The organism is Siphonobacter sp. SORGH_AS_0500, from assembly GCF_031453245.1.
Taxonomy (GTDB): domain Bacteria; phylum Bacteroidota; class Bacteroidia; order Cytophagales; family Spirosomataceae; genus Siphonobacter.
Window position 1 is genome coordinate 1782763 of the sequence record NZ_JAVIYT010000001.1, and the last position, 23623, is coordinate 1806385.

A 23623-nucleotide genomic window follows, 5' to 3' on the forward strand; every position below is an offset into this window, starting at 1 on the left:
AAAAATATAAACAACTAACAACCGCAGCGGCGGCCGCTAACAACGAACAACCTACTTCTTACCCGGCTGACTAAGCAAAAACTCAAAGTATTTATCCAGTTCATCAACGGGGAAACGACGGGCTAAGATCTTCTTGTCTTTATCCAGCACGTAAATGGTTGGCGTAGCCTGGGCATCGAATGTATTAAGATAATCCGTGTAATGAACGGTTTTTCCCTGGGCGTCTTTATGAACGTCGATTACGTTAATAAAATCCTGAGTTTTAAACTCGTGAATGAACTTCTTCCATTCATTCACATCGCGTCGTAAATCTGTAGCGTAAATTTTTACACCTTTGCTTTTATACTTCTCATAAAACTTTTTCAGATTCGGCGTTGATTCCCGGCAGTGACTACAATCGTCTGCGTAAATCACCAGAATCGTATAATTTGCTTTTACGTCATACAAATTCAGGGGCTTACCCAGGGTGTCGGTTTGATACATGTTCGGGATTTTGTTGCCAGTCAGCAAAGGTTTAAGAATCTTGATTCGATTTTTAAAATTACTTACCGTGCTGGAGTCCCAAAGTACCGGTTCACCGACGTAATACTTCTCGCCCATGTGCACGAAAAGAGCTTCGGTGCCTAACACCCGTGATTGCTCGTACTTGCTGGTAATGCGATACGCCACATAACGACGCATTTCGTTCCCCTTCGCCCGCGACATTAAGAAATCGGCCTCTTTAATGAGTGAATCGGGAAGCTGATGCACGAGGTTATCAAAGTAATAATCTAGTTTTTGCTGGAGGAATGGTGTGCGTAACAAACGTTCATCGGTTAAATCAACCCCGTCGAAGTAATGTTTTTTATAATAACGATAGGCAAAAGTAGAGTCAGTTTTCCCGTTAGGTAACTTGGGAGCGGTAGGGACTTCAGGTTCTCCGGCGGCTTTGAATAACTGGGCAGTAAACGAACCCGCATGTTCACGGATGAATTTTTTACGATAATCCAGTAATTCTTTTTGAATAGTCTTTACCTGCTCTGCCGCCTTCGGATCGGTCTGAGCCTGGGGGCGTAATTGTTGCAGGGCTGTCATCCGGGCTTTCATCTGGTTATTCATCTCGTAGAAAAGCGTGTTTTCCATCGAGCCCGTTACCTTCATGTTCTTGGGCGGATTTCCTTCGGCCACACTTTCCTTATCGGTGAACAACTCAAATTGCTGATCGGCGTCAACAATGACATCAAACAGCCGCCACTGACTGATGGAAATCACGTAGAGGCCTTCGGGTAATTTTTGGGTTCCGGTGAACGTAATGGTTCCCTCAGCATCGGCTTTGGCCGTATCCTGAACGAAAAACTGCCCGTTCCCCAGGCCTGTGTAATAGGCCAGATAACAGGTGCTGTCCTGTAACCCTTTGATGTGTGCGGTAATCTTGTAGCCTGACTGGGCCGAGAGCGTATAACTGAAGAAAGTCAGCAGGATGAGGGAGAAAACGTAACGCATAGAGTAAAAGAAATGGATAGCCAAAGGTAAGGGTTAATCGAATAAAGTTGCGGACCTTTGCTAAGGAAGCCCTTTTTCCTACAACGAAAACCTTCATAATCTATGTTCTTTATACTCTCTAAAATTTTCTTTTACCTATTAATGCCCATCAGCTTTCTGTTCTACGGACTGGTGATGGCTGTGTCAACTCAATCACCCCGACGCAGAAAACGGGCGGTGATTGCTACCCTGATTGGCTTGTACGTGATGAGTAATGGCTTTTTTGTAAATCAGGTTTTACGTATGTGGGAGTACGCTCCAAGAACGATGGGGCCTCAGGAAAAATACGATTTGGCGGTGGTACTAACGGGAGGCATTGCCGACAAGAAAGGTGACCAGATGTTTTTTGGAAATTCCGCCGATCGGATTCTTCAGCCTCTATTTTTATACAAAGAAGGGAAGGTCAAAAAAATTCTCATTTCTGGTGGTTCGGGCTCAGTCTCCGCTCAGGCGGATTCGGCTTCGGAAGGTAGGGCTGCCGCGTACTTACTGGAAGTGGCAGGTGTGCCGAAAGCAGATATTATGCTAGAAGGAACCTCACGTAACACGCGGGAAAACGCCGTTAATACTGCGAAGTTATTAGGGGGGAAGGAGCAGAAAATCGTTTTAGTCACCTCTGCCTATCACATGCGGAGGGCCGTAGGCTGCTTCGAAAAAGTTAATCTCAAGATAAGCCCTTACCCAACGGATTTTTACGCAAGTGACAAGTTATATACGCTGGATCAATTACTGGTTCCGAAAGAGTATAACCTGTATTGCCTCTATCGGGTTGTGCACGAAATGCTGGGCTATGTCGTGTATTCGGTGTTGGGTTATGCGTAATGCAGTTCCAAGAAAGATCAAAAAGAGCTGGTAGGAAACCCTGCCAGCTCTTTTTGATCTTAAGAAAGAATGTGAACCATTCGGAGCAGATCGTCAGAGATGGGCTTATCCTTGGTAATACATTCAATGAAAGGCGTATAAACCAGACGGTTATTGACTACGCCTGTCATTACGTTTTTCTGTCCACGTAGTAAGCCTTCAATGGCTCCCAGACCTAAACGGCTGGCCAGGATACGATCCTGAGCTGAAGGAACACCACCCCGCTGAATGTGACCCAGCGTAGTTACGCGAATGTCTACTTCAACGTCGATGCTTTTCTTGATTTTTTCGGCGATTTCGGTCGCACGACCTTCCTTCTCACCTTCAGCTACCACAACGATAGAAGAAGATTTTTTCTTTACAAAACCTTGTTTCAGCGTTTTAATAACTGCAGAAACGGGTTCAGAATGATCTTCGGGAACCACTACAAACTCGGCTCCGCCGCCAATACCTGACTGAATCGCAATATAACCCGAGTCACGACCCATTACTTCGATGAAGAAAACGCGATCATGAGAATCAGCCGTATCACGAATTTTATCGATGGCATCGAGGGAGGTATTTACCGCTGTATCGTAACCAATGGTATAATCCGTTCCGTATAAATCATTATCGATGGTACCAGGAGCACCTACCGTAGGGATTTTGAATTCGTTAAAGAAAATCTCTGCTCCGGTGAAGGTTCCATTGCCACCAATGGCTACTAAACCTTCAATACCCAGTGCTTTAAGATTATTATAAGCCTCCTGACGGCCTTCTGGCGTCATAAAGCGACGAGAGCGTGCCGATTTCAGAATAGTACCGCCTCGTTGAATTATATTAGAGACATCGCGGGATGTCATAGGGTAGATATCGCCTTCGATCATGCCGCTGTACCCCCGACGAATACCAAAAACTTCTACTTTATGGTACATCGCTCCCCGGACTACCGCCCGGATACAGGCGTTCATGCCTGGAGCATCTCCTCCGGAGGTAAACACTGCAATACGCTTCATATTTGTGGTCAAGCCCGTGTTTAATTATTGGTTGTAAATGGGATTTTGGAAAATTTTCACTAGGTTCCCTCTAAACTTTCTGCAAATTTACAGCTTCTTTCAGTCTATTGGTTTAGTGAAGTTTAAAAAACCGGGAGTTCATGGTAATTTAATAAGAAACAAACTTTTTTTGCTGAATTCTAAGTACCTATAAACAAGTTTATCAGGTCTTTTCAACAAATCCACCTAAATGATCGTTCTTAAATAAATCCAATAAAATCTTTTGCCTTTTACCCGAAGCTCAAGCCAAAGTGATAGGGTCTGTGCGTATGAAACGAGTCCTTCCCATTATTTTAATACTTTTCAGTATCACCTCAGGTGAACGGGTGCAAGCCCAGTTTTTACTCGGTCAGAGTAGCAGTAATTACGCCGGCGTGCATGGTGTTTACCTTAATCCGGCTACGGCTGCTGACTCTCGTTATAAGGTTCAAATTCACCTAGCGGGTTTTGAAACGTACTTCTACAATAATTATCTGGTATGGCAGGCTCCTTATTCGCCCTTTCAGATGATGACCAATACCGTACCTTCTAAATACCGGGGGCCAAATAACGGCATTATTTTCAGGGATCAGGAATATTTGCGGGAGAAGTTAAACGGAAGAGACAAGCACGTTCGGGCTGGGGCCGAAATTCGGGGCCCTGGTGTGCTATTTACGATTAACAACAAAAATGCAATCTCCATCAACTCTCGCCTGAGGGTAGGAGCTGCCGCCACGAACGTTTCTGAATCCGTAGCAAGGCTTTTGAAAAACGGAACGGTCGTCAGTGGTCGAATTGAACCTGAGGATTTTGGGGCTCATTTACATGCTAATACCAATGCTCTGGTTGAACTTTCGGGAACCTACGCCCGGGTGCTGCTGGATGATGAGGAAGAGTTTATCAAAGTAGGTATTACCGCCAAACGTCTGATCAGTTTACAGCAATCCCATATTCATGGTCAGAATATTAACTATGAGTACATCACCGATCCCAGCGTACCTAATGGAGCCTACGTTCGGCTGAACAATCTCTCGGCTCAGTATGGAATGACGAACGAAGGAGCCTATAGTAATGCCAGTTTTAGTCCCGCCTGGTTATTAGGAAATGCCTCGGCGGGCAGTGGCTGGGGAGCAGATCTGGGTTTCGTATATGAATACCGTCCGGATGTTCGAAAGTATTCCTACCGTGAAAAAGGGCAAATGCTGAAGGATAATAGCAAGAATAAATATCTGTATCGGGTGAGTGTTTCCCTGCTGGACATTGGCCGGGTTTCGTATAAAAACCCCAACTATGTAGAAGCTTATGATTTACAAAGGTCAGGGCTGATTCTGAATGAAAGCAACTTTCGCCAGTCGCCGGGCTTACCAGGAGTCATGGATGGGTTAAATCAAACTTTGAGGTCATCGCCTGAGGATCAGGTTTCTGTTTACCGAACGCTGCTACCAACCCGTTTGCAGGCCAGCGTGGACTATCTGGTAAAGGACAAGGTTTATGTAAATGCAATGGTTATACAAGGATTTGTTTCGAACAGGAATGTAAACTTTACGATGCCGTCTCTACTGGCGGTTACGCCTCGATATGAAGCCAAATGGTTTGAAGTAGCCGTACCGTTTTCATTAACCGACAACTACAGCCGGGTAGCAATGGGGATTGGAGCGAGAGCCGGAATTTTGTATGTGGGTTCTGATAACATCCTTCCTACGTTCAATATTGGTAACCCCAAAGGCATGGAATTTCACTTCGGCCTACAGATTCCGATTTACCGCAAACCGCCAGAATCACAATTGAAGTGTTACCCTGAAACCGAGAAGAGAGGAATTTTTGGTTTTCTGAAGAATAAAAGGAGATAAACAAAAGAGCCGACTGATTTCTCAGCCGGCTCTTTTGTTAGGTGATGCATGTGATTAACCCTTCACCATGCCAATGCCCGTCAGGAGTAAGCCTGAGCCGAGTAACATAAAAAAGGCCGGAGCCAGCCAGGTTGCCAAAGGAGCATCCACCCGAGCCTGACCCGGATTTTGAAGCGAATACCGAATGGGTAAACTGCGGCCTTTGATATTGGTGCTGGTTACCCGAAGAGCATAGCTTTTTCCATCCACTTCATAGACAATCCGGTCTTCTTCAACCAGTCCTAATACGCGGGCGGTGTTTTTCATCCAGTCCCGACGTTTATTCAAAATCGTCCAGCCAATCATGAAGGCCATGCCTCCGAGAATAATAATGATAACTCCAAAAACAACCATGGTCGGGTAAAAAAGGAGAGGGGTGCTCTCCTTTTGATTTAAAGAATATATTGACTCAAATCGCGGTTCTGCACCAGTCCGGCCAGCCGTTGATCGACCAGTTCTTTCGTAACTACTACCTGAGCATTGGGACCAATCTGGTCGGGAATGTCAAATAATACATCATTCAACAACTGACTTACTACGGTCTGTAATCGGCGGGCACCGATGTTTTCTACTTCGGTATTAAGCTGGAAGGCGACTTCCGCCAGAGCCTGAAGTGATTCGTCATTGAAGGTTAATCCCACGCCTTCGGCCCGAAGCATAGCTTCATACTGACGGGTTAAGGCATTGCGGGGTTCCTGTAAAATCCGAACAAAATCGGCCTGCGTTAGGGGCTGTAATTCTACGCGGATCGGGAAACGACCCTGAAGCTCAGGAATAAGATCGCTGGGCTTCGAAACGTGGAAGGCACCGGCGGCAATAAACAGGATGTGATCCGTGTGAATAACCCCGTACTTCGTATTGACAGTGGAGCCTTCTACGATGGGTAATAAATCCCGTTGCACCCCTTCGCGGGAAACGTCCGGGCCGGAGCCGCCACTTTTGGCCGCTACTTTATCAATTTCATCAATGAAAATAATTCCCAGATTTTCTGCTTTGCGAATGGCTTCGTCCTTCACTTCATCCATGTCGATGAGTTTGGCGGCTTCTTCGTCCAGCAGAATTCGCTTGGCTTCGCCAATGGTTACCTTGCGTTTCTTCCGCTGTTTGGGCATCATGCCGGAAATCATCTCCTGAATGTTCATCATGGAGTTATCGTCAATCGGGCCGCCCATGACGCCAATGTTCGGCGAAGCACTTTGCTGTACGTCGATGTCGATCTTGCGTTCATCAATCTCGCCGGATCTGATTTTTTCCCGAAAACGTTCCCGCGTGCGTTCGTTCAGTTCGGCGTCTGACGCATTTTCAATGTTTTCGGAAGTAATAGAAGCCGAATGAGGGTGGAAGCCCGCGGGTTGTTTCACCGAAGGAATGAGGGCATCCAGAATCACTTCTTCCACAGCCTGAGCCGCCCGCTCTTTTACGGATTCTTTCTTGGCTGCCCGAACCATATGAATGGCCTGCTCTACGAGGTCGCGAACCATGCTTTCAACATCGCGGCCTACATACCCTACTTCGGTAAATTTGGACGCTTCCACTTTCGTGAAAGGAGCATCAGCCAGTTGAGCCAGACGGCGGGCAATTTCGGTCTTACCGCAACCCGTGGGTCCAATCATCAGAATATTGTTCGGCATGATCTCCCGTTGCATTTCTGCCGGAGCGTTCATGCGTCTCCAGCGATTTCGCAGGGCAATGGCTACGTTCTTTTTCGCTTCGTGTTGTCCAATAATGTATTTATCCAATTCCGCTACAATCTGGCGGGGCGTAAGAGCTTCGAGATTTTTTGACATTCCAATGCTGTTTTCTTTCCATGAGCCCAGGGCAAAGCCTGACTCTTTCACATATTCACTTTTACTTACAAATATTATTCTAGCAACCTGGATACCTCACTATTTTTGTTTAAATGGTCAAAATTTTGAGGATTTACTTGATGAGGATTTATTGGTAAACAACTGAATAATAGTTTGTTATGGTTGTTTGGTGGCCTCTTTCAATAACTTTTTTAAAGTAAGTAAATTCAAACTGTAAATCGGAAAATTTGTCAGGAAAAGCCTGGAGAACCGTTACTGTCGAGTAGAAAAGCACGGGCGAGCGAAACGCGGATGAGGAATAACTCTGAAATAACGGAAGTACCTTCTTCGTTAGAGCTTAGATCGGCTTTAGGGTGTTCAAATTAAATTTTATAAAGTTTGAACTTTCCACTTGCCAAATCCTTTAAAAACTACAAATTTTGTAAAGGAAATTGACTGATTCCGAGAATTTTTCGGGGAAATATGCAAGAAGTTAAAAGAGGAATCATACAAGGGGTAGTAGTGCTGGTGGCCCTTGTATATCTGGCGAAGTTATTTTACTTACAAGTGGTGGACGAGGGGTACTCGGAAGCTGCCGTGAATAATGCAATTGAGAAGGTAGTACAGATCCCGTATCGTGGTCAAATTTATGATCGTAAGGGTAATCTGATTGTGTATAACACCCCTACCTATGACTTATACATCACGCCTAAAAAAGCCCGAATACCGGATACGCTTCGGTTATGTAATCTGCTGGGTGTTACGAAAATGCAGTTTGATAGCATGTATTCGGTGGCTCGGACGTATTCCAAGTTCAAGCCGTCTTTATTCATGCGTCAATTATCGGTAGAAGACTTTGCCCGCATTCAGGATGCGATGGTAGACTACCCCGGCTTTACCTTTGAAACCAGTGCTTTCCGAACGTATAATACTTCCACTATGGCTAATGCCCTGGGGTATGTAGCGGAGGTAAGTCCTAAATTACTGGAAGACCAGGAAGAAAAAGGTGAGAGTTACTACCGTCAGGGGGATTACATCGGTCAGAGTGGACTGGAGCGTTATTACGAAGAAACCCTGCGGGGGCAACGCGGCATGAAGTACATCATGAAGGATGTACACGGTGTTGTGAAAGGGCCCTGGAAGGGGGGAAGTGCGGATATTTCGCCCATCGCCGGAAAAAACCTCTATACTTCCATCGATCTGGATTTACAGCAATACGCGGATAGTTTATTTCAGAATAAATCAGGAAGTCTGGTTGCGATTGAGCCCAATACGGGAGAGATTCTGGCTATGGTTTCCTCGCCTTCGTACGACCCTAAATTGTTGTCAGGACGTAACTATTCGAAGAATTACGCCAAGTTGGCTTTGAATCCCTTTAATCCCTTGTTAAACCGGGCTTTACAGGGAACGTATCGTCCGGGGTCAACTTTTAAGACCATTGAAACACTGGTCGGATTACAGGATGGGGCCATTAGCCCCAGTACGGTATTAGGTCACTCCGGCATTCGGATGAACTGCCACTGTGGTGCAAGTTCGAGTAACTTGCACCGGGCCATTCAGCTTTCCTGTAACCCGTATTTTTATCACGTATTTCGTCGGATTATCTATAACAACGACGAAAAAGACGTTTACAAAAAATCGAAAGTGGGCTTAACCCGCTGGCATGATCGGGTTGCAAAATTTGGAATCGGTCAGAAGCTGGGGGTAGATTTACCTTACGAAAAAACGGGCTTATTACCCGACGTTGATTACTACAACAAGCGAAACAAAGGGGAGAATAACTGGAAATTTTCCAATATTTATTCCGTAGGGATTGGGGAAGGTGAGTTGCTGGTTACCCCCACTAAACTGGCTAATGTAGCGGCTATTATTGCCAATCGAGGCTGGTATATTACCCCGCACCTGGTGCGGGCCGTGGGTTCTCCGAAAAACGATCCGCTCCCGCAATACCGGGAAAAACATTCAGTGGACATCGACACCCGGCACTTCGAGACGCTGATTGCAGGCATGTCAGACGCGGTGCGGAACGGTACGGTGATGCGGGCGGCAGTGATTCCTGATCTGGAAATCTGTGGAAAGACGGGTACTTCTCAAAACCGCCCCGGTCAGGATGATAACTCGGTTTTTATCTGCTTCGCCCCCCGGAATAACCCCAAGATAGCTATCGCGGCCATCGTCGATTATGGCCGGTGGGGAGGGACAACTTCTGCTCCCATTGCCATGATGGTAGCCGAGAAGTATATCAAAGGCACGGTAACGCACAAAGGCCTGGAACGGGAAATGATGAATAAGTATTTGTTACGTTTACCCGAACCGTCAAAAAAGAAAAAGTTGCTGGCAAAGCCTGAAGCAGGGAAGCAAACGCTCATCGTGCAAAACGGTAAAGTAATTGCCATTCCGGCAACCCCCAAGGCACTACCGAATTTCTCAGTTAACGATTTCCTGTCCGATTTATATTGATCGCCGCAGGTACTTCACTGATTCTAATACCCTACGAAATTGGCTTCTCGCGAGAATAGCATTTTAAATCGAATTGACTGGGTTACGATAGCCCTGTACCTGGCTTGTGTGGTAATCGGCTGGCTGAATATCTATGCCGCCGTATATAACCCCGAGCAACCCATAAGTATCTTTAATTTTGAGACAAACTCAGGTAAGCAATTGGTCTTTGCGGGTTTTTCGGTATTACTTATTATCGCCATTCTGGTGATTGACTACCGATTCTGGGAGACGTTTGCTTTTTATATCTACGGCTTTATTCTCTTATTACTCGTTGGCGTTCTGGTTCTGGGGGCTGATATTAAAGGTTCGCACTCGTGGTTTAGAATCGGGCCGGTTGGCTTTCAGCCGGCGGAGGTTGCCAAGATGGCTACTGCCCTGGCCATTGCCAAGTATCTGAGCACGCCGGGAACGAATTTAGCCAAGTTTAAGGATCAGTTTACGGTGGCGATTTTCATGTTAATTCCCATTCTGCTGATTCTGTTATCGAGAGAAACGGGACAAACGCTGGTGATTGTTGGGCTGGTATTGATGCTGTATCGGGAAGGGTTACCGGGCATTTACCCCTCCATTATTATCGTTTCAGCGACCTTACTGATTCTGGCTCTTACGGTCGATACCCTGACTATCGCCATTGTTCTTGCTGTCATTGCTGGTATGGTCTTATTCTTTATGCCCCGGTATGAGCGAACTCGGAAAACGTATGTTACCATAGGACTTATTTATGTGGGTTGTCTGGCCGTAGTCTGGGCTACCGACTTCTTCATCCATAATGTTCTCGCTCCGCACCAGCGTTCACGGATAGAGGTATTAATTGATCCCAACAGCCATAAACGGGGGGCGGGCTGGAACGTCATTCAGTCAAAAATTGCAATTGGTTCGGGGGGCGTTTTTGGCAAAGGCTTCTTGCAAGGCACACAAACGAAGTTTGATTTCGTGCCCGAACAAAGTACGGACTTTATCTTCTGTACAGTAGGGGAAGAACACGGATTTTTCGGGAGCCTCGTGGTCATTGGCTTGTTAATAGCTTTAATTCTTCGTTTAATATTTCTCGCTGAACGACAGCGAATTAAGTTCGCCCGAGTGTATGGGTATGGGGTAGTATCCATCTTCTTTTTTCACTTTCTGGTTAACATAGGCATGACGATTGGACTCATGCCTGTGATCGGTATTCCGCTGCCCTTTTTTAGTTATGGAGGTTCGGGGTTATGGTCGTTTACCATCCTGCTTTTCATCTTTTTAAAACTCGACTCCCAGCGTTCACTGATTATGTCTCGGGTTTAGAGGCTTGCCGTCAGAACTTTTATGGAGCCTTTCAGCCCAAAGGAATATTCAGCTATAGAGGATCTTTGTATAATGGCATGTACAATCCGTTATACCTATGGTAATCCTTCAAACTCAACAACTTGAATTTTATTTTCGAAAAGATCAGCCCATCGTCCGGAGTATTGATCTCCAGGTGCCGCAAGGATCCATATTTGGATTTTTAGGACCCAATGGAGCCGGTAAAACCACCTCCATCCGGCTGATATTAGGACTATTGCAGGCAAAATCTGGTACGGTTGAAATCTTCGGACAGGAGTTGGGATCCAACCGAAGTGCCTTATTTCAGAAAATAGGTTCCCTCATCGAATCGCCCTCCCTTTACCTGCACCTGACGGGTAAACAAAATCTTGAAATTGCCCGACACTATACGCAGAAGCCCGCATCCAGAATTAACGAAGTACTGGCAATGGTAGGGCTGGAGCACGCGGCTACTAAAAAAGCCGGGGCCTATTCGCTCGGAATGAAACAGCGGCTGGGGCTGGCCATGGCCTTACTTCATCAACCTGAGTTAGTGATTCTGGATGAACCTACCAATGGCCTCGACCCGGGTGGAATCATTGAAATGCGGGAGCTGATTAAACAGTTGAATCGGGATTTAGGAATTACCTTCTTCGTGTCAAGTCACCTGCTGGCAGAGGTCGAGCGGATGTGTACGCATGTAGGAATTATTCATCAGGGTAATCTGCTTTTTCAGGGAAGTATTCAGGAGCTTCAAACGGCTCAGGCACAGCAGCGAATGATTTATATTGATACCAATAATCACGAACAGGCTCAGTCAATTTTGTCGGAACTGAAACCTCAGCTAGTGGCAGGTAAGTTAACCGTTCCTTTTGAAAGTAAAGCTCAGGTCGCGGCTCTTAATCATTCACTAGTAACGGCTGGAATTGATGTGTACGAACTAAACATTCAGGGAGCTGACCTGGAAGAAATGTTCCTGAATATTACCCGCTGATTATCAATCTTTCACCTTCACAAAACGATGTTATTAAGTTATATACCTGCTTCCTTTCGGATTGAAATCCTGAAAACGCGAAATACTTCGGCCCTATGGCTAACCTTTATTGGATCACTTTTTGCTCCAGCAATTCTCTTTATCGGATACTTGTCCAAACCTGAAATTGGTTACGTTGGAGCGAAAATAAATGCCTGGGATTTATTCATCGGGCGTTGCTGGCAGGCTGAAATTGCGGTGTTTATCCCTTTTTACGCGGTACTTATGAACAGCTTGATTGTCAATATCGAGCATCGTTCCAACACCTGGAAGTATGTATTCACGCAACCATTCCCGAAAAGTTCCGTCTGGGTTGGGAAGATACTCCTCATCCAAAGCTTGATTCTCCTGCATTTTCTGGTTTTTAATAGCTTAACGCTGGTAGCCGGAGGGATTTTAGCTCTCATAGATTCTAACTATGGTTTTGCGAATCATATACCCAGCTTTGATATCATTTTGAAATTTATTGTTAAAACCTTTATTGCCACCCTGGGAGTTTCAGGCATTCATTACTGGCTGGCTACCCGTATCAAAAATATCATTGTGCCTATTGGTATTGCCCTGATGGGTATCGTATTATCCAGTGTGTTAATAATGCAGCAATGGAAATACGTGGACTGGTTTCCGTATGCATTTCCCTTGTTATCCTCTATGAGAAAGTCCAACGATTTTCTGGTTCTTCACGAATGGGTTAGTCTGGGATATTTCATCGTTTTAAATGTATTGGGCTACCTGGATATTTCCCGACGTAATATGGGGTAATACTCAGGTTTGATAAGGCTCGCCGTGATTAGTGATTAAGCTAGTCACGGCGATTTTTGTTTACTACCCAAATAGATTAGAGACGGAAGGAAGTGTATCCGGGAATCAGTATTGACCAAATAAAAAGTAGGACTTAAGAGTGAATAAAAAAGAATATCGGCTTGGATAATACTTTACAGATCATGTAATTTTAGCGGCTATTTTAACATCCCCCTTCTTAAAAGTATGTCTAGTTCCAGCTCTCTGACGACGAGCACCACCCGTTCCGCATATACCATCATTCTGGTGGCGGCCCTGGGGTATTTTGTCGATGTATATGACCTGATTCTGTTTGGAGTCATCCGTAACCCCAGTTTATTAGATTTAGGAGTTCCTGAAAATCAGTTACTTGCTCAGGGCACTACGCTCTTTAACTGGCAGATGGCTGGTATGCTGCTGGGCGGAATTTTTTGGGGTGTTATTGGAGACAAGAAAGGCCGAAAGTCGGTTCTGTTTGGCTCTATTTTAATGTATTCGCTGGCCAATGCGATCAATGGATTAATCAGCGATCTTACCATTTATGCCGCCTTACGCTTTATTGCCGGGGTTGGGCTAGCTGGTGAACTGGGAGCAGGAATCACCCTGATTAATGAAACCATGCCGAAAGAAAAACGGGGGTATGGTACGCTGATTGTGGCGGGTTTTGGAGCTTCAGGAGCCGTTTTTGCCGCTCTATTACCCGAATTTATTCCCAACTGGCGAATCCTCTATTTCATTGGCGGTGGCTTGGGACTGGCTCTATTAACCCTGCGAATTGGAACCTACGAATCCGGTTTATTCGAAAAAGCGGAGCATAGTAACGTCAAGAAAGGCGATTTTCTGAGTTTGTTTACCGATCAGAAACGCTTTAAAAAGTACCTGGCCTGTATCTTCATCGGTATTCCAATCTGGTATGTTATTTCGGTATTAGTCCTTTCTGCACCAGAATTGGTAAAGGCTTTAGGTATTCAGCACATTCGTCCCAACCTGACCATTGCGTATCTCTACGCCGGACTTTCCATCGGTGATCTGGTTGTAGGGTTAATCAGTCAGCAGATTCGGAGTCGTAAAAAAGCCATTTACCTTTACCTGTCTTCGCTGACGGTGTTGGTGGTGTATTATATGTATTCGCAAGGACTTTCCTCGCAGGAGTTTTACTGGCTCTGCTTCGTGTTGGGCTTTTTTGCCGGGTACTGGGCCATGTTCGTGACGATGTCTTCGGAGCAATTTGGCACTAACCTTCGGGCAACGGTAACCACCACGATCCCAAACTTCGTTCGCGGAGCCGTTATTCCTATTAGTTTGTTATTCAAGAGCTTTATTCCTTCGTTGGGCCTGATTGGTTCGGCTTTGACGGTTGGTCTGGTTTGCCTGGGACTGGCCTTCCTTTCCAACTGGAGCGTTGAAGAGACGTTTGGCAAAGAGCTGGATTACCTGGAATAAATGAGTTGCGAAACGAACTCAACCGACCGACGATCTGCCCAACACAGGCCGTCGGTCGGTTTTTCATAAAAGCCACAGTGACCGCCCATCTGAGGCGTTTCCAGCCAGAGGTAATCCGATTTTCGGGCTAAGGCTTCCGGCGAACAACTCGGCGAAAGAATGGGGTCATTCTGAGCATTTAATAACAACGTTGGAACCTGAATGTGTTCGACAAAAGGCAGGGCAGAGGTGGCTTCCGCGTAATTTTTCCAGCCTAACAAAGGGGAAACGTATTCGTTCGTGAAGTCGTCGAGCGTACGATACCGGGCAAATTCGGCGTATTGCGTTGGGGGTATTAAATGCTGACGGGTAGCCATGAATTTCCGAAGCTTCCGCATAAAATACCATTCATAAAACGTCCCCCGACACACCGCCATGCTACCCGCCATATCGGTTGGGGTAGAAATGGCCACCATTGCCTGAATAGCCTTGGGGAGAGCAGCCCCCAGTTCGCCAGCGTATTTCAAAATCTGATTACCCCCTTTACTATAGCCTACCAGAATCAGGGAGGTGTAACCTCGCGTTAAAGCATAGCTTATGATTTCCTTTAATTCATCCGTGCTGCCGTGAGTAGTTATCTTTTCCAGTCGGTTGCAGGTGCCCCCCAAGCCCCGATGATTCCAAGCCAAAGTGTCATAACCTGCCAGATTAAAGGACTTAACACCGCCCAGCACATAGTGACGGGTAGTATTTCCGAGGTAACCGTGTGAAATAATTGCTAATGGCCTTTTGGTGCTGGAAATCAGTGTGTTATCTAGGTGATCTCCGGTAGCATAACTCCAGTCTAAATCAAGAAAATCACCATCCGTTAATTCTAAACGTTCACGTACATACGTTACCCCCTGCACCCGTCTGAACGTACTGGGATAAATCGTCGACAAATGTGGATTTCTGAATCCCTTGGGGGCTTTATAGGAAGAATGAGTAATTAAAGGCATCGAGTAAAGATACGGCAACCGAAAAGCTTACCTGTGCATCGTTTTCAAAAAAAGTAAGATAAAATTTTTCTCTTGTCAGAATGAAGTATAGGTTTAAAGTGTAGTTTAGATGAACCAAATAATAATTAAGTGTTGGCATAGTCCTTTCACCTATTACCTATCAGAAACTTTTGTAGTAGTTTCGTTTCACTATTGAATATTTGCCTGCCAACATGACAGGTCTTTGCTATATGAATAAAAAGAAGCCCAGTTCACTCACCAACCTACAACTAGTCGAAATGTCTGAATTTGACAGCATGGAGATGATTCCTCTGTCAGCTGGCGATTTTGATGAAAATGATGATCCTGCGGATTATGCCGAACAGTTACCCATATTGCCCATTCGCAATATTGTGCTGTTTCCAGGGATGGTGATTCCGGTAACGGTCGGGCGTCAGAAGTCTATCCGTCTGGTAAAGAAGCAATACAAAGCTAAAAATAAGGTAGTGGGCGTGGTTGCTATGGCTAACCCGCAAAAGGAAGAACCTACACCGGAAGATCTTTACCGCGTAGGAACGCTCGCCCAGATTCTGAAAATGATTGTGTTGCCCGATGGGAACGTTACGATCATTGTGCAGGGGAAAAAACGCTTCCAGATTCAGGAATTCCTGAAAGAAGAGCCTCATTTTCTGGCTCAGGTAAATTACATCGACGACAATTTTCCAGCAAAACCGAATCGGGAAGCCAAAGCTCTCATTCAGTCGTTGCGGGATGCCGCTCATAAGTCGTTGAATCTGAATCCTGAAATTCCAAGAGAAGCTCAGATCGCTCTGGACAACATTGAGTCGAATAACTTCCTCATTCATTTCCTTTCTGCCAATACCAACGCCGATCAGCCCGAAAAACAGGGGCTGCTGGAAACGTTTGATTCCGTAGAGCAGGCCACAAAATTGCTGGCCGTAATGCTGAAGGATATTCAGTTACTGGAAATGAAGCGGGAAATTCAGACCAAAGCCAGCAGCGAAATTGATCAGCAACAGCGGGATTATTACATCCGTCAGCAAATCAAGGTGCTTCAGGAAGAGTTGGGTATTGATTCGCCCGAGCAGGAAATTGATGCTCTTCAGGCCAAAGCGGCTCAGAAAAAATGGAGTAAAGAGGTAAATGACCAATTCCAGAAAGAAATCAGTAAGCTACGCCGGACGAACCCCATGTCGCCGGAGTATCCGATTGGGATGAACTATCTGGAATTGATGGTTGATTTACCCTGGAATGATTATACCAAAGATTTCTTTGATCTGAAAAAAGCCCAGAAAATCCTCGATCAGGATCACTTCGGACTGGAGAAAATCAAGGAACGGATTATTGAATACCTGGCCGTACTGAAAATGAAGGGAAATATGAAAGCCCCGATTTTGTGTCTCTACGGTCCTCCGGGGGTAGGTAAAACATCCCTGGGCCGTTCCATTGCGAAAGCTCTGGGACGCAAGTACGTTCGAATGGCTCTGGGTGGCGTGCATGACGAATCGGAAATTCGGGGTCACCGGAAAACCTACATTGGTGCGATGCCCGGTAAGGTGATTCAGAACATTCGTAAATCAAAATCTTCCAATCCCGTATTTATTCTGGATGAGATAGATAAGGTATCGAGCGATTTCCGGGGTGATCCTTCTTCGGCATTGCTGGAAGTACTTGATCCTGAACAGAACGGTAGCTTTCAGGATAATTACCTAGAAGTAGAGTACGATCTATCGAAAGTACTTTTCATTGCTACTGCTAACTCGCTGGAACCCATTCAGCCCGCCCTTCGGGATCGGATGGAGATCATTGAGTTGACGGGCTATACGATGGAAGAGAAAGTACAGATTGCTAAAAAATACCTGGTTCCTAAACAGAAACAGGAGCACGGTCTGGAAGGAAAAATGCTGAATTTCACGGATGCGGCCATTCAGAAAGTAATCGAAGGCTACACGCGTGAATCGGGCGTTCGTTCGCTGGAACAGAAGATTGGTTCCATCGTTCGGAAGATTACCAAAGCCATTGCTCTGGAAGAGGAGTATCCCAAGACACTGCGTACGGAAGACGTGGTAAAGTTATTGGGAGCCGAATTTTTCGATAAAGACGAATACGATAATAACGATACCGCCGGAGTGGTAACGGGTCTGGCCTGGACTAGCGTAGGAGGTGAAATCCTCTTCGTGGAATCTAGCCTGAACCGGGGTCGTGGTACGCTTACCCTGTCAGGACAATTGGGTGATGTAATGAAAGAGTCTGCTATTACTGCTCTGAGTTACATCAAGGCCCACGCCGACGAGTTGAATATTGACCACCGTTTATTCGAACACTACAACCTGCACGTACACGTACCTGCCGGGGCGGTGCCGAAAGATGGACCTTCTGCCGGGGTTACGATGATTACGTCGATGGTTTCAGTCTTTACGCAACGGAAAGTCAAATCTAACCTGGCCATGACGGGAGAGGTTACACTTCGGGGTAAAGTATTGCCCGTAGGCGGTATCAAGGAGAAAATTCTGGCGGCGAAGCGAGCAGGTATTAAGGAGATTATTCTTTGCAAGAAAAACCGCAAAGACATCGAAGAGATTAACCCTTCGTACGTTCAGGATCTGGTTTTCCATTATGTAGACCGCGTAGAAGAAGTACTGGAGGCGGCCTTACTGGAAGAAAAAGTGGATCGTCCGATCAAGTTCGTTTTCCCTGATGAGAAAGAAAAACCAGCTGATACGGCCACTCCTGAAGTTGTCGTGTTGAATTAATAAAAGCTGAGTAAAACAAAAGCGATGGATTCCGAAGAGTCCATCGCTTTTGTTTTACTAAATACGTGTGGTATGGGTTATAAAACAGAAGTTTGTTTCTTCATAAAACTCTTTACCGCAGTGTCTTTGTCGCGGATGAGTAGCTTTCCAAAAGTCGCTTTCTTCGTAATCGACGAAGAAAGACTAGCCACTCCTGCCGCCTGCCGGCCTCCTGTAGTGGTACCGTACAAGGCTGCATTCAGTAAAGTTTCCTGCGTATTTCCTAAGGCATACAGATTAAAAGGCTCTGAAAGGGAGGTATTAGGCGTAAAACCAGCCGTATAATCGGATGCCCCGAGACTATTATATACCTTCACGATAATGGGCTGTAATGCGAATGAATATTTACCTGTATCGTCGGTTAAAGTGGTAGAGCCTACGTTTTTCCCATAAGTGGTTTCTCCAATCAGATTAACCGTCATGTAGGGCTTGAGCCCATTGATAACCAGCTCACTGGCAGAGGCCGTCCACTCCGAAGTTAAAATCGTAACCTTACTAATCTGATTACCAACATTGTTGGGTTCATTCGTAAAATAGGCGTTGAAAGCGTCGCTGCCATATTGTTGCTGGAGGTACTGATTCATCTGGCTATTATACTCTTCTTTATAGAAAATCTGCGAAGCTCCGCTGTACTTCACAATCAGACTCGCCAAAGTAGTAGCCGTCGCACCTGAACCGCCGGGGTTATACCGCAAGTCCAGAATTAATTCCTGAACGCCCGCCGATTTAAAATCTCCAAAAATCTGACGCAGGTGATTGTCGTAGGCATTGCTGGAAGAGTTATTCGGGCTGGAAACAAACTGGTTATAGACCAGATACCCCACCTTCTTTCCATTAACCGTATAGGTGGAATCCAAAAACACCGGATCTTCCTGAAAAGTCGTGGCGGTTACGGCCAGTATCGTGCTGGTATCCTCGATGGTGTTACTGGTACTGACGGTTCCCAGGGTAAACGAGTAAGAAGTGGTTGACCCGTACAGTAACGACTCATAGTTGGTAGTGGTAAGGGTGGTGCCGTTAACTTTCGTGAAAACGTCGCCGCGTTTGAAGCCCGCCGCCGCTGCCGGAGAACCTTTCAGCACATATAATACCTGTCCAACGATATTTACCCGAGCATTATCGCGATAGAACAATCGAAATTGCATGCCCGTGGTGAGGCTTTCGCCATTCAAAGCCGCTTCCAGCGTTGCTGCGTCCGAGGAGAAATAAGAGAAGCGATCTCCATCGGGATTGGAGGTGGCATTGTAAGTGTTTAGTAAAGAGGTGAAATACGATTCTGGCTCCAGCGTCTGGTCAGTATTAGCTTCGCTGGGGAGCTTGTCGGCCCAGAAATAGTAACTCGCCATTTGTTCATAAATCCACTGATTACCGGCTACATGCTCCTTTGAGTTAGTGTCGGGAGTGGCATCTTCGGTATTTTTTTTACAGGCAAAAAGGCCCATTCCAAGGCACAGAGCTAATAATAGGGGAGCAGTTCTTCTTTTCACGGTTTTCGTTGGAATGATTTAACAGCCCATACGCCGATTCACGCGAAGGCGTTGAGGTCGCCTACGGCTTAGGGATTGAAAGGAAACTTTTGGCGATGGGAACCCTAAAATTCGCTACGTACTCAATCCGATGGACTGGTACGTTTCTTTCGCTGAAAGAGTGAAAGCATAAGAGGAAGCCATACCAGTACCTTATCTTTTTCTACCATTTAAAATGTAATACAATGGATTTAAAGTTGACTGAAAAAGTAGCTTTGGTGACGGGCTCAACGGCGGGCATTGGGCTGGCAATTGCTCAGGGATTAGCTCGGGAAGGAGCAACCGTGTACGTAAATGGCCGAACGCAGGAGCGGGTCGAAGAAGCGATCTCAACGATCAAAGCCACTATTCCAGACGCGAAACTGAAAGGTGTTACCGCTGATTTTTCCAAAGTAAAGGAGGTGAATGCTCTGCTGGAAGAAGTCCCGGAAGTAGATATCCTGATTAATAATGTCGGCATATTCGGACAAAAACCGTTCGCAGAAATTACCGATGAAGAATGGATGAACTATTACGAAGTCAATGTGCTGAGTGGTGTTCGACTGTCCCGATATTATTTCCCTAAAATGCTGGCTCAGAATTGGGGCCGCATTATATTTCTTTCCAGCGAATCGGCCATTCAAATACCGGAAGACATGATTCAGTACGGGATGACAAAAACAGCTATGCTGGCGATTAGCCGAGGTTTGGCGGAGTTAACCAAGGGAACGGAGGTGACCGTTAATGCCGTTTTGCCCGGACCGACCTGGTCGGAAGGCAATGAAAAGGGAGTCAAACAAACCGCGGAGAAAGAGAACATTACCGTTGAGGAAGCTCAGCAGGAATTTTTTAAAAAATACCGTCCTACGTCATTGTTACAACGCTTCGCAACGACCGAAGAAGTGGCCAATCTAGTTACGTATGTGTCGAGTCCTTTGTCATCGGCAACCAATGGGGCGGCTTTGCGGGTAGATGGCGGAGTCGTTAAATCTGCTTTTTAAAAAGATGCTTATGGAACCAGAATTGCTGTATTTCAAAGACGACGGCGTGATTCCTAATAACAAACTCCCCGTAGTTATTTATCGAAAAGTAACTGAAGAAACCGGGAATAGAGCCGCTCAATGGCTCGAAGATCGTTTTGCCAGTCATGATTGGACCAACTCGTGGAGGAATGGCGTGTATCCCTTTCATCATTACCATAGCACTTCGCACGAAGTTCTGGGTATTTATTCAGGCCAGGCTCAACTGCAATTGGGGGGCGAAAAAGGCCAGGTATTAAGCGTACAAGCGGGAGATGTGCTGATTCTTCCGGCGGGAACGGGCCATAAAAAGATAGAAGCCAGTACCGATTTCGGAGTGGTAGGAGCGTATCCGCAAGGGAAAGACTGGGATTTACTGAAGGGAGAAAAAGGCGAACGACCTCAAGCAGATCAAAACATAGCTGCACTTGAGCTACCTGCCAAAGACCCTGTTTACGGAGACTGGCGTATTACTTCTTGGCAAAAATGAATAAAAAGGAGCTTTTACCCTGGGTTGGATGAGTAAAAGCTCCTTTAGTCTTAATAAAATTGAAGGTTGAATAGTTTCTATTAATTAGATTTCCGCCGGTTAATCGTTAACGTGAGTTGGTAGACGGAGCCGAGTTTCAAATCTATTTTCAGAATAGGCAGAATGTATGGAAAATAGATTTGAAAAACGCAGGACTCATATGCATGCAATGATGAGTTGGCACTAGTTACTACGTATTAAGGTTGAAGGTGACCAATAGACCGTATTCGGGACTTCTGTTGTGAATCGTTTTACAAATGTATAAGGGGATAATAATTGAGTGATTATGCTTAGATAAATGGTAAGTTTATTACTCTAAAAGGTTTGTATTGCTCTATGATCTGTAACAAATACTTTATAATAACATGATATTTATATACATTTAATGTTTGCACACGTATGGTATGGCTGGTTATTAATACTACTACTCACAAAAAAAGGCAAGCTTCTGCTTGCCTTTTTTTGTGAGTAGCTGGAATAGGTTAGGGTTTACCTCCCACGGATGATCCGCCCGTACCTTCCATCGTATTGGTAAGGGTAGCCAACTTCGTACTTAAACTTTGAATGGCTTTGATGTGACGGGCTTCTAGCTCAGGCAAATTAGCCGTTGATTTAAGGGAAGCTTCGTAAAGCAGAGCGGGTAACATCCAGGAAGCATAGCCGCTGTACGGATCCGAAGAAGCGTATAAGGAGCGGTACCAAGGACCAAAAGCCATGCCTTTTTTATCAATGAAGGATTGTTCTAATTGCTGCATGACCTTGTTAAGTTCAGCAACTTTATCCTTACGTCCGGCTGCCAGGTAATGTTGCCGAGCTGCCTCCGCCGCTTCAGCATTTTTTTTCAATTCAGTCACGGCAGAAAGAATAGGATCAATCGTATAAGTTGGCGAATAAGCTTTGATGGCTTTTTCAGCAGCTTTCAGGTGCGTGGTTAAATCACTGGCATATCGAACGAGGTCATAGGGTAATACATCTGAATTGGCCAGTCGTAAGGCCATGGTCCCTACTACCTGCTCCACCATTGGGCCCATTTTGTAAGTCGAGTCCACGAACTTATGATAGAAGAATAAATCATCATAAGAAGAGTGGTAAAGCGTTGGACCGCCCACGCCCGCACTCAGCGAAGGCACCCCTACGTGCATGTAAGGGCCAATGTGGTCGGAGCCACCCCCAAGATTACCAATGATGGGTTCGTTGGCTGCCAATGCCGGAGCAGAAGAGGCAATGCCTACCGTGCTGCCGCCTTTGGGCGTGCCCTGAGCCATCCAGTGCTGATATACTGTTTTATTAGAGTCTGGGTAATCGACGGATTTGGCAGCTTCGATTACCAGCTTTTTAAGAGAAGGCGAAGCACTTGCTCCGAAAACCTTACCCGATACTGCTGCATCGAAGTTCATGTAAGCGACGGCTTTCTGCGTCAGTTCATCCCGGAATTGTTCCGCCCATTCCGCCGAACCTATGACTCCAAATTCTTCAGCATCCCAGTGAGCCACCTTGATGGTGCGGCGGGGTTTTTGTCCGTTTTTCGCCAGCTTTCCTAAAGATTCTGTCAGGCCCAAAAGCATCGCTGTTCCGCTATTGGGATCCGTAGAACCGTAAGCCCAGGCATCGTAATGGCAACCCGCAATGATCCATTCGTCGGGATAATCGGTGCCCGTGAGCGTTCCTACCACTTCGTAAATTCGGGTAATGGCAATATCTTGTTTTACTTTCAAACGCACTTTCAAATCCGCTCCCCCTTCCAGGCGATACGTAAATGGTAAGCCGCCCTGCCAGCCGCCGGGAACGGCTTTTACTCCCTTCATTTGCTTCATGATTTCCAGAGCTGAAGCATAAGGAATGGGAGTGACGGGTATTTTATGCAGATCAACATCTTTAGGGTCCAGGCGTTTAACCTTTACTTTCCCATCTATCGGTAAGGCTGGTTCGAAGGGAGTGAGGGGATCGCCGGTGTAGTTCACTGTTAGTAACGAACCCCGTTGAATCACGCTTTCACTGGGCTGAGGGCCTTCGGGGAAGGTTAATCCTTTCATGTAGCCATTATCGGCGGGGTCCGTGTAAATGATGACTCCGGCTGCACCGTGGAGTTGGGCAAACTGAGCTTTATAGCCCCGGAAATTTCCGCCGTAACGAGCCAGAACAATCTTGCCTTTGACGGAAATGCCGAGATCTTTGAGCTTCTCAAAATCTTCTTTCCGACCATAATTGGCGTATACTACTTCCGCAGTAACATCACCCGAACCGGAGTACGCATTCCAGCCGGGCATTAGTCGCGGATCGGCGGCGTATTTATCTTCGGGGGAAAAGATATTCTCTGATATTCAGTGGCTGACGAATCGGAGTCACTACTTCTACTGCTACGTCTCCCGGACCTTTTGGTAAGTAAATATCATGCGGATAAATGTCTACCTGCCAGCCTGCTTTCCGCATGGTTTCGGCGATGTAATCCCGAACTTTTTCGTTCTCGGGTGTTCCGGCCACGTGCGGAGTGCTAGTCAGCATTTCCAGGTGTTTGCGATAGGCAGCTGAAGACTGTAGCTTTTTGAACTCCGCTTCCATTTTAAGTTCGGTGGCTTCGCGGGCGGGGGTAAATCCCGTTAAGGTCTGAGCCTGAACCAGCCCCGTAACACCAAAGGCCAGGAGAGGTAATAGTAGATTTTTCATTGGAAAGAGAGATCAGGAGATCAAGGG

At 46.0% G+C, this 23623-nt stretch carries 16 protein-coding genes and 1 pseudogene; 10 read left to right on the forward strand and 7 right to left on the reverse strand.

Annotated elements, in window-relative coordinates; all coding sequences use genetic code 11:
- Nucleotides 1-51: 51 nt before the first annotated feature.
- Nucleotides 52-1482 carry a redoxin domain-containing protein gene (locus tag QE357_RS07350; protein WP_309706551.1) on the reverse strand — a complete coding sequence of 477 codons (1431 nt, stop codon included), beginning with the start codon at nucleotides 1480-1482 and terminating at the stop codon, nucleotides 52-54.
- Nucleotides 1483-1584: 102 nt separating this feature from the next.
- Here QE357_RS07350 and QE357_RS07355 point away from each other — a divergent pair, with 102 nt between their 5' ends.
- Complete coding sequence (locus tag QE357_RS07355) at nucleotides 1585-2343, forward strand: YdcF family protein (protein WP_309706552.1); 759 nt, start codon at nucleotides 1585-1587, stop codon at nucleotides 2341-2343.
- Between the two features lie 59 nt (nucleotides 2344-2402).
- On the opposite strand, the gene pfkA is transcribed toward QE357_RS07355, so the two are convergent.
- Nucleotides 2403-3377 carry a 6-phosphofructokinase gene (gene pfkA, locus QE357_RS07360; RefSeq protein WP_106635522.1) on the reverse strand — a complete coding sequence of 325 codons (975 nt, stop codon included), beginning with the start codon at nucleotides 3375-3377 and terminating at the stop codon, nucleotides 2403-2405.
- A gap of 308 nt (nucleotides 3378-3685) precedes the next feature.
- Here pfkA and QE357_RS07365 point away from each other — a divergent pair, with 308 nt between their 5' ends.
- On the forward strand, nucleotides 3686-5245 hold the full coding sequence (locus tag QE357_RS07365) for a DUF5723 family protein (RefSeq protein ID WP_309706553.1): 1560 nt from the start codon (nucleotides 3686-3688) through the stop codon (nucleotides 5243-5245).
- A 54-nt stretch (nucleotides 5246-5299) separates the two neighbouring features.
- Here QE357_RS07365 and QE357_RS07370 read toward each other — a convergent pair whose 3' ends face one another.
- Both QE357_RS07370 and hslU read right to left on the reverse strand, forming a co-directional pair.
- Nucleotides 5300-5638, reverse strand: a complete 339-nt coding sequence (locus QE357_RS07370) for a DUF3592 domain-containing protein (protein ID WP_106635524.1) — start codon at nucleotides 5636-5638, stop codon at nucleotides 5300-5302.
- A gap of 38 nt (nucleotides 5639-5676) precedes the next feature.
- Complete coding sequence (gene hslU, locus QE357_RS07375; protein ID WP_106635662.1) at nucleotides 5677-7071, reverse strand: ATP-dependent protease ATPase subunit HslU; 1395 nt, start codon at nucleotides 7069-7071, stop codon at nucleotides 5677-5679.
- A gap of 483 nt (nucleotides 7072-7554) precedes the next feature.
- On the opposite strand from hslU, the gene mrdA reads away from it, so the two are divergent.
- The 5 genes from mrdA to QE357_RS07400 all read left to right on the forward strand — a co-directional run bounded on the left by mrdA (nucleotide 7555) and on the right by QE357_RS07400 (nucleotide 14110).
- Nucleotides 7555-9531 (forward strand): penicillin-binding protein 2, encoded by a 1977-nt coding sequence (mrdA, locus tag QE357_RS07380; RefSeq protein ID WP_106635525.1) that lies wholly within the window; start codon nucleotides 7555-7557, stop codon nucleotides 9529-9531.
- Nucleotides 9532-9570: 39 nt separating this feature from the next.
- Entirely contained in the window at nucleotides 9571-10854 is a 1284-nt protein-coding gene (rodA, locus tag QE357_RS07385; RefSeq protein ID WP_309706554.1) for a rod shape-determining protein RodA, read from the forward strand.
- Between the two features lie 97 nt (nucleotides 10855-10951).
- Nucleotides 10952-11848, forward strand: a complete 897-nt coding sequence (locus QE357_RS07390; protein WP_309706555.1) for an ABC transporter ATP-binding protein — start codon at nucleotides 10952-10954, stop codon at nucleotides 11846-11848.
- Between the two features lie 27 nt (nucleotides 11849-11875).
- On the forward strand, nucleotides 11876-12649 hold the full coding sequence (locus tag QE357_RS07395; protein ID WP_309706556.1) for an ABC transporter permease: 774 nt from the start codon (nucleotides 11876-11878) through the stop codon (nucleotides 12647-12649).
- A 225-nt stretch (nucleotides 12650-12874) separates the two neighbouring features.
- Nucleotides 12875-14110, forward strand: coding sequence for an MFS transporter (locus QE357_RS07400; protein WP_309706557.1), 1236 nt, complete (start codon nucleotides 12875-12877; stop codon nucleotides 14108-14110).
- Here QE357_RS07400 and QE357_RS07405 read toward each other — a convergent pair.
- A complete protein-coding gene (locus QE357_RS07405; RefSeq protein ID WP_309706558.1) occupies nucleotides 14098-15087 on the reverse strand; it encodes an alpha/beta fold hydrolase in 990 nt (329 codons plus the stop codon). The genes QE357_RS07400 and QE357_RS07405 overlap by 13 nt on opposite strands.
- Before the next feature lie 278 nt (nucleotides 15088-15365).
- On the opposite strand from QE357_RS07405, the gene lon reads away from it, so the two are divergent.
- On the forward strand, nucleotides 15366-17840 hold the full coding sequence (lon, locus tag QE357_RS07410; protein ID WP_369804068.1) for an endopeptidase La: 2475 nt from the start codon (nucleotides 15366-15368) through the stop codon (nucleotides 17838-17840).
- A gap of 77 nt (nucleotides 17841-17917) precedes the next feature.
- Here lon and QE357_RS07415 read toward each other — a convergent pair whose 3' ends face one another.
- Nucleotides 17918-19366, reverse strand: coding sequence for a S41 family peptidase (locus tag QE357_RS07415; RefSeq protein ID WP_232793576.1), 1449 nt, complete (start codon nucleotides 19364-19366; stop codon nucleotides 17918-17920).
- Nucleotides 19367-19590: 224 nt separating this feature from the next.
- Between QE357_RS07415 and QE357_RS07420 the strand changes: the two genes are divergently transcribed.
- Nucleotides 19591-20385 carry an SDR family oxidoreductase gene (locus QE357_RS07420; RefSeq protein WP_309706559.1) on the forward strand — a complete coding sequence of 265 codons (795 nt, stop codon included), beginning with the start codon at nucleotides 19591-19593 and terminating at the stop codon, nucleotides 20383-20385.
- Nucleotides 20386-20395: 10 nt separating this feature from the next.
- Nucleotides 20396-20893 (forward strand): cupin domain-containing protein, encoded by a 498-nt coding sequence (locus QE357_RS07425; RefSeq protein WP_309706560.1) that lies wholly within the window; start codon nucleotides 20396-20398, stop codon nucleotides 20891-20893.
- A 521-nt stretch (nucleotides 20894-21414) separates the two neighbouring features.
- Here QE357_RS07425 and QE357_RS07430 read toward each other — a convergent pair.
- A pseudogene (locus QE357_RS07430) lies at nucleotides 21415-23596 on the reverse strand (M28 family peptidase).
- Nucleotides 23597-23623 lie beyond the last annotated feature (27 nt).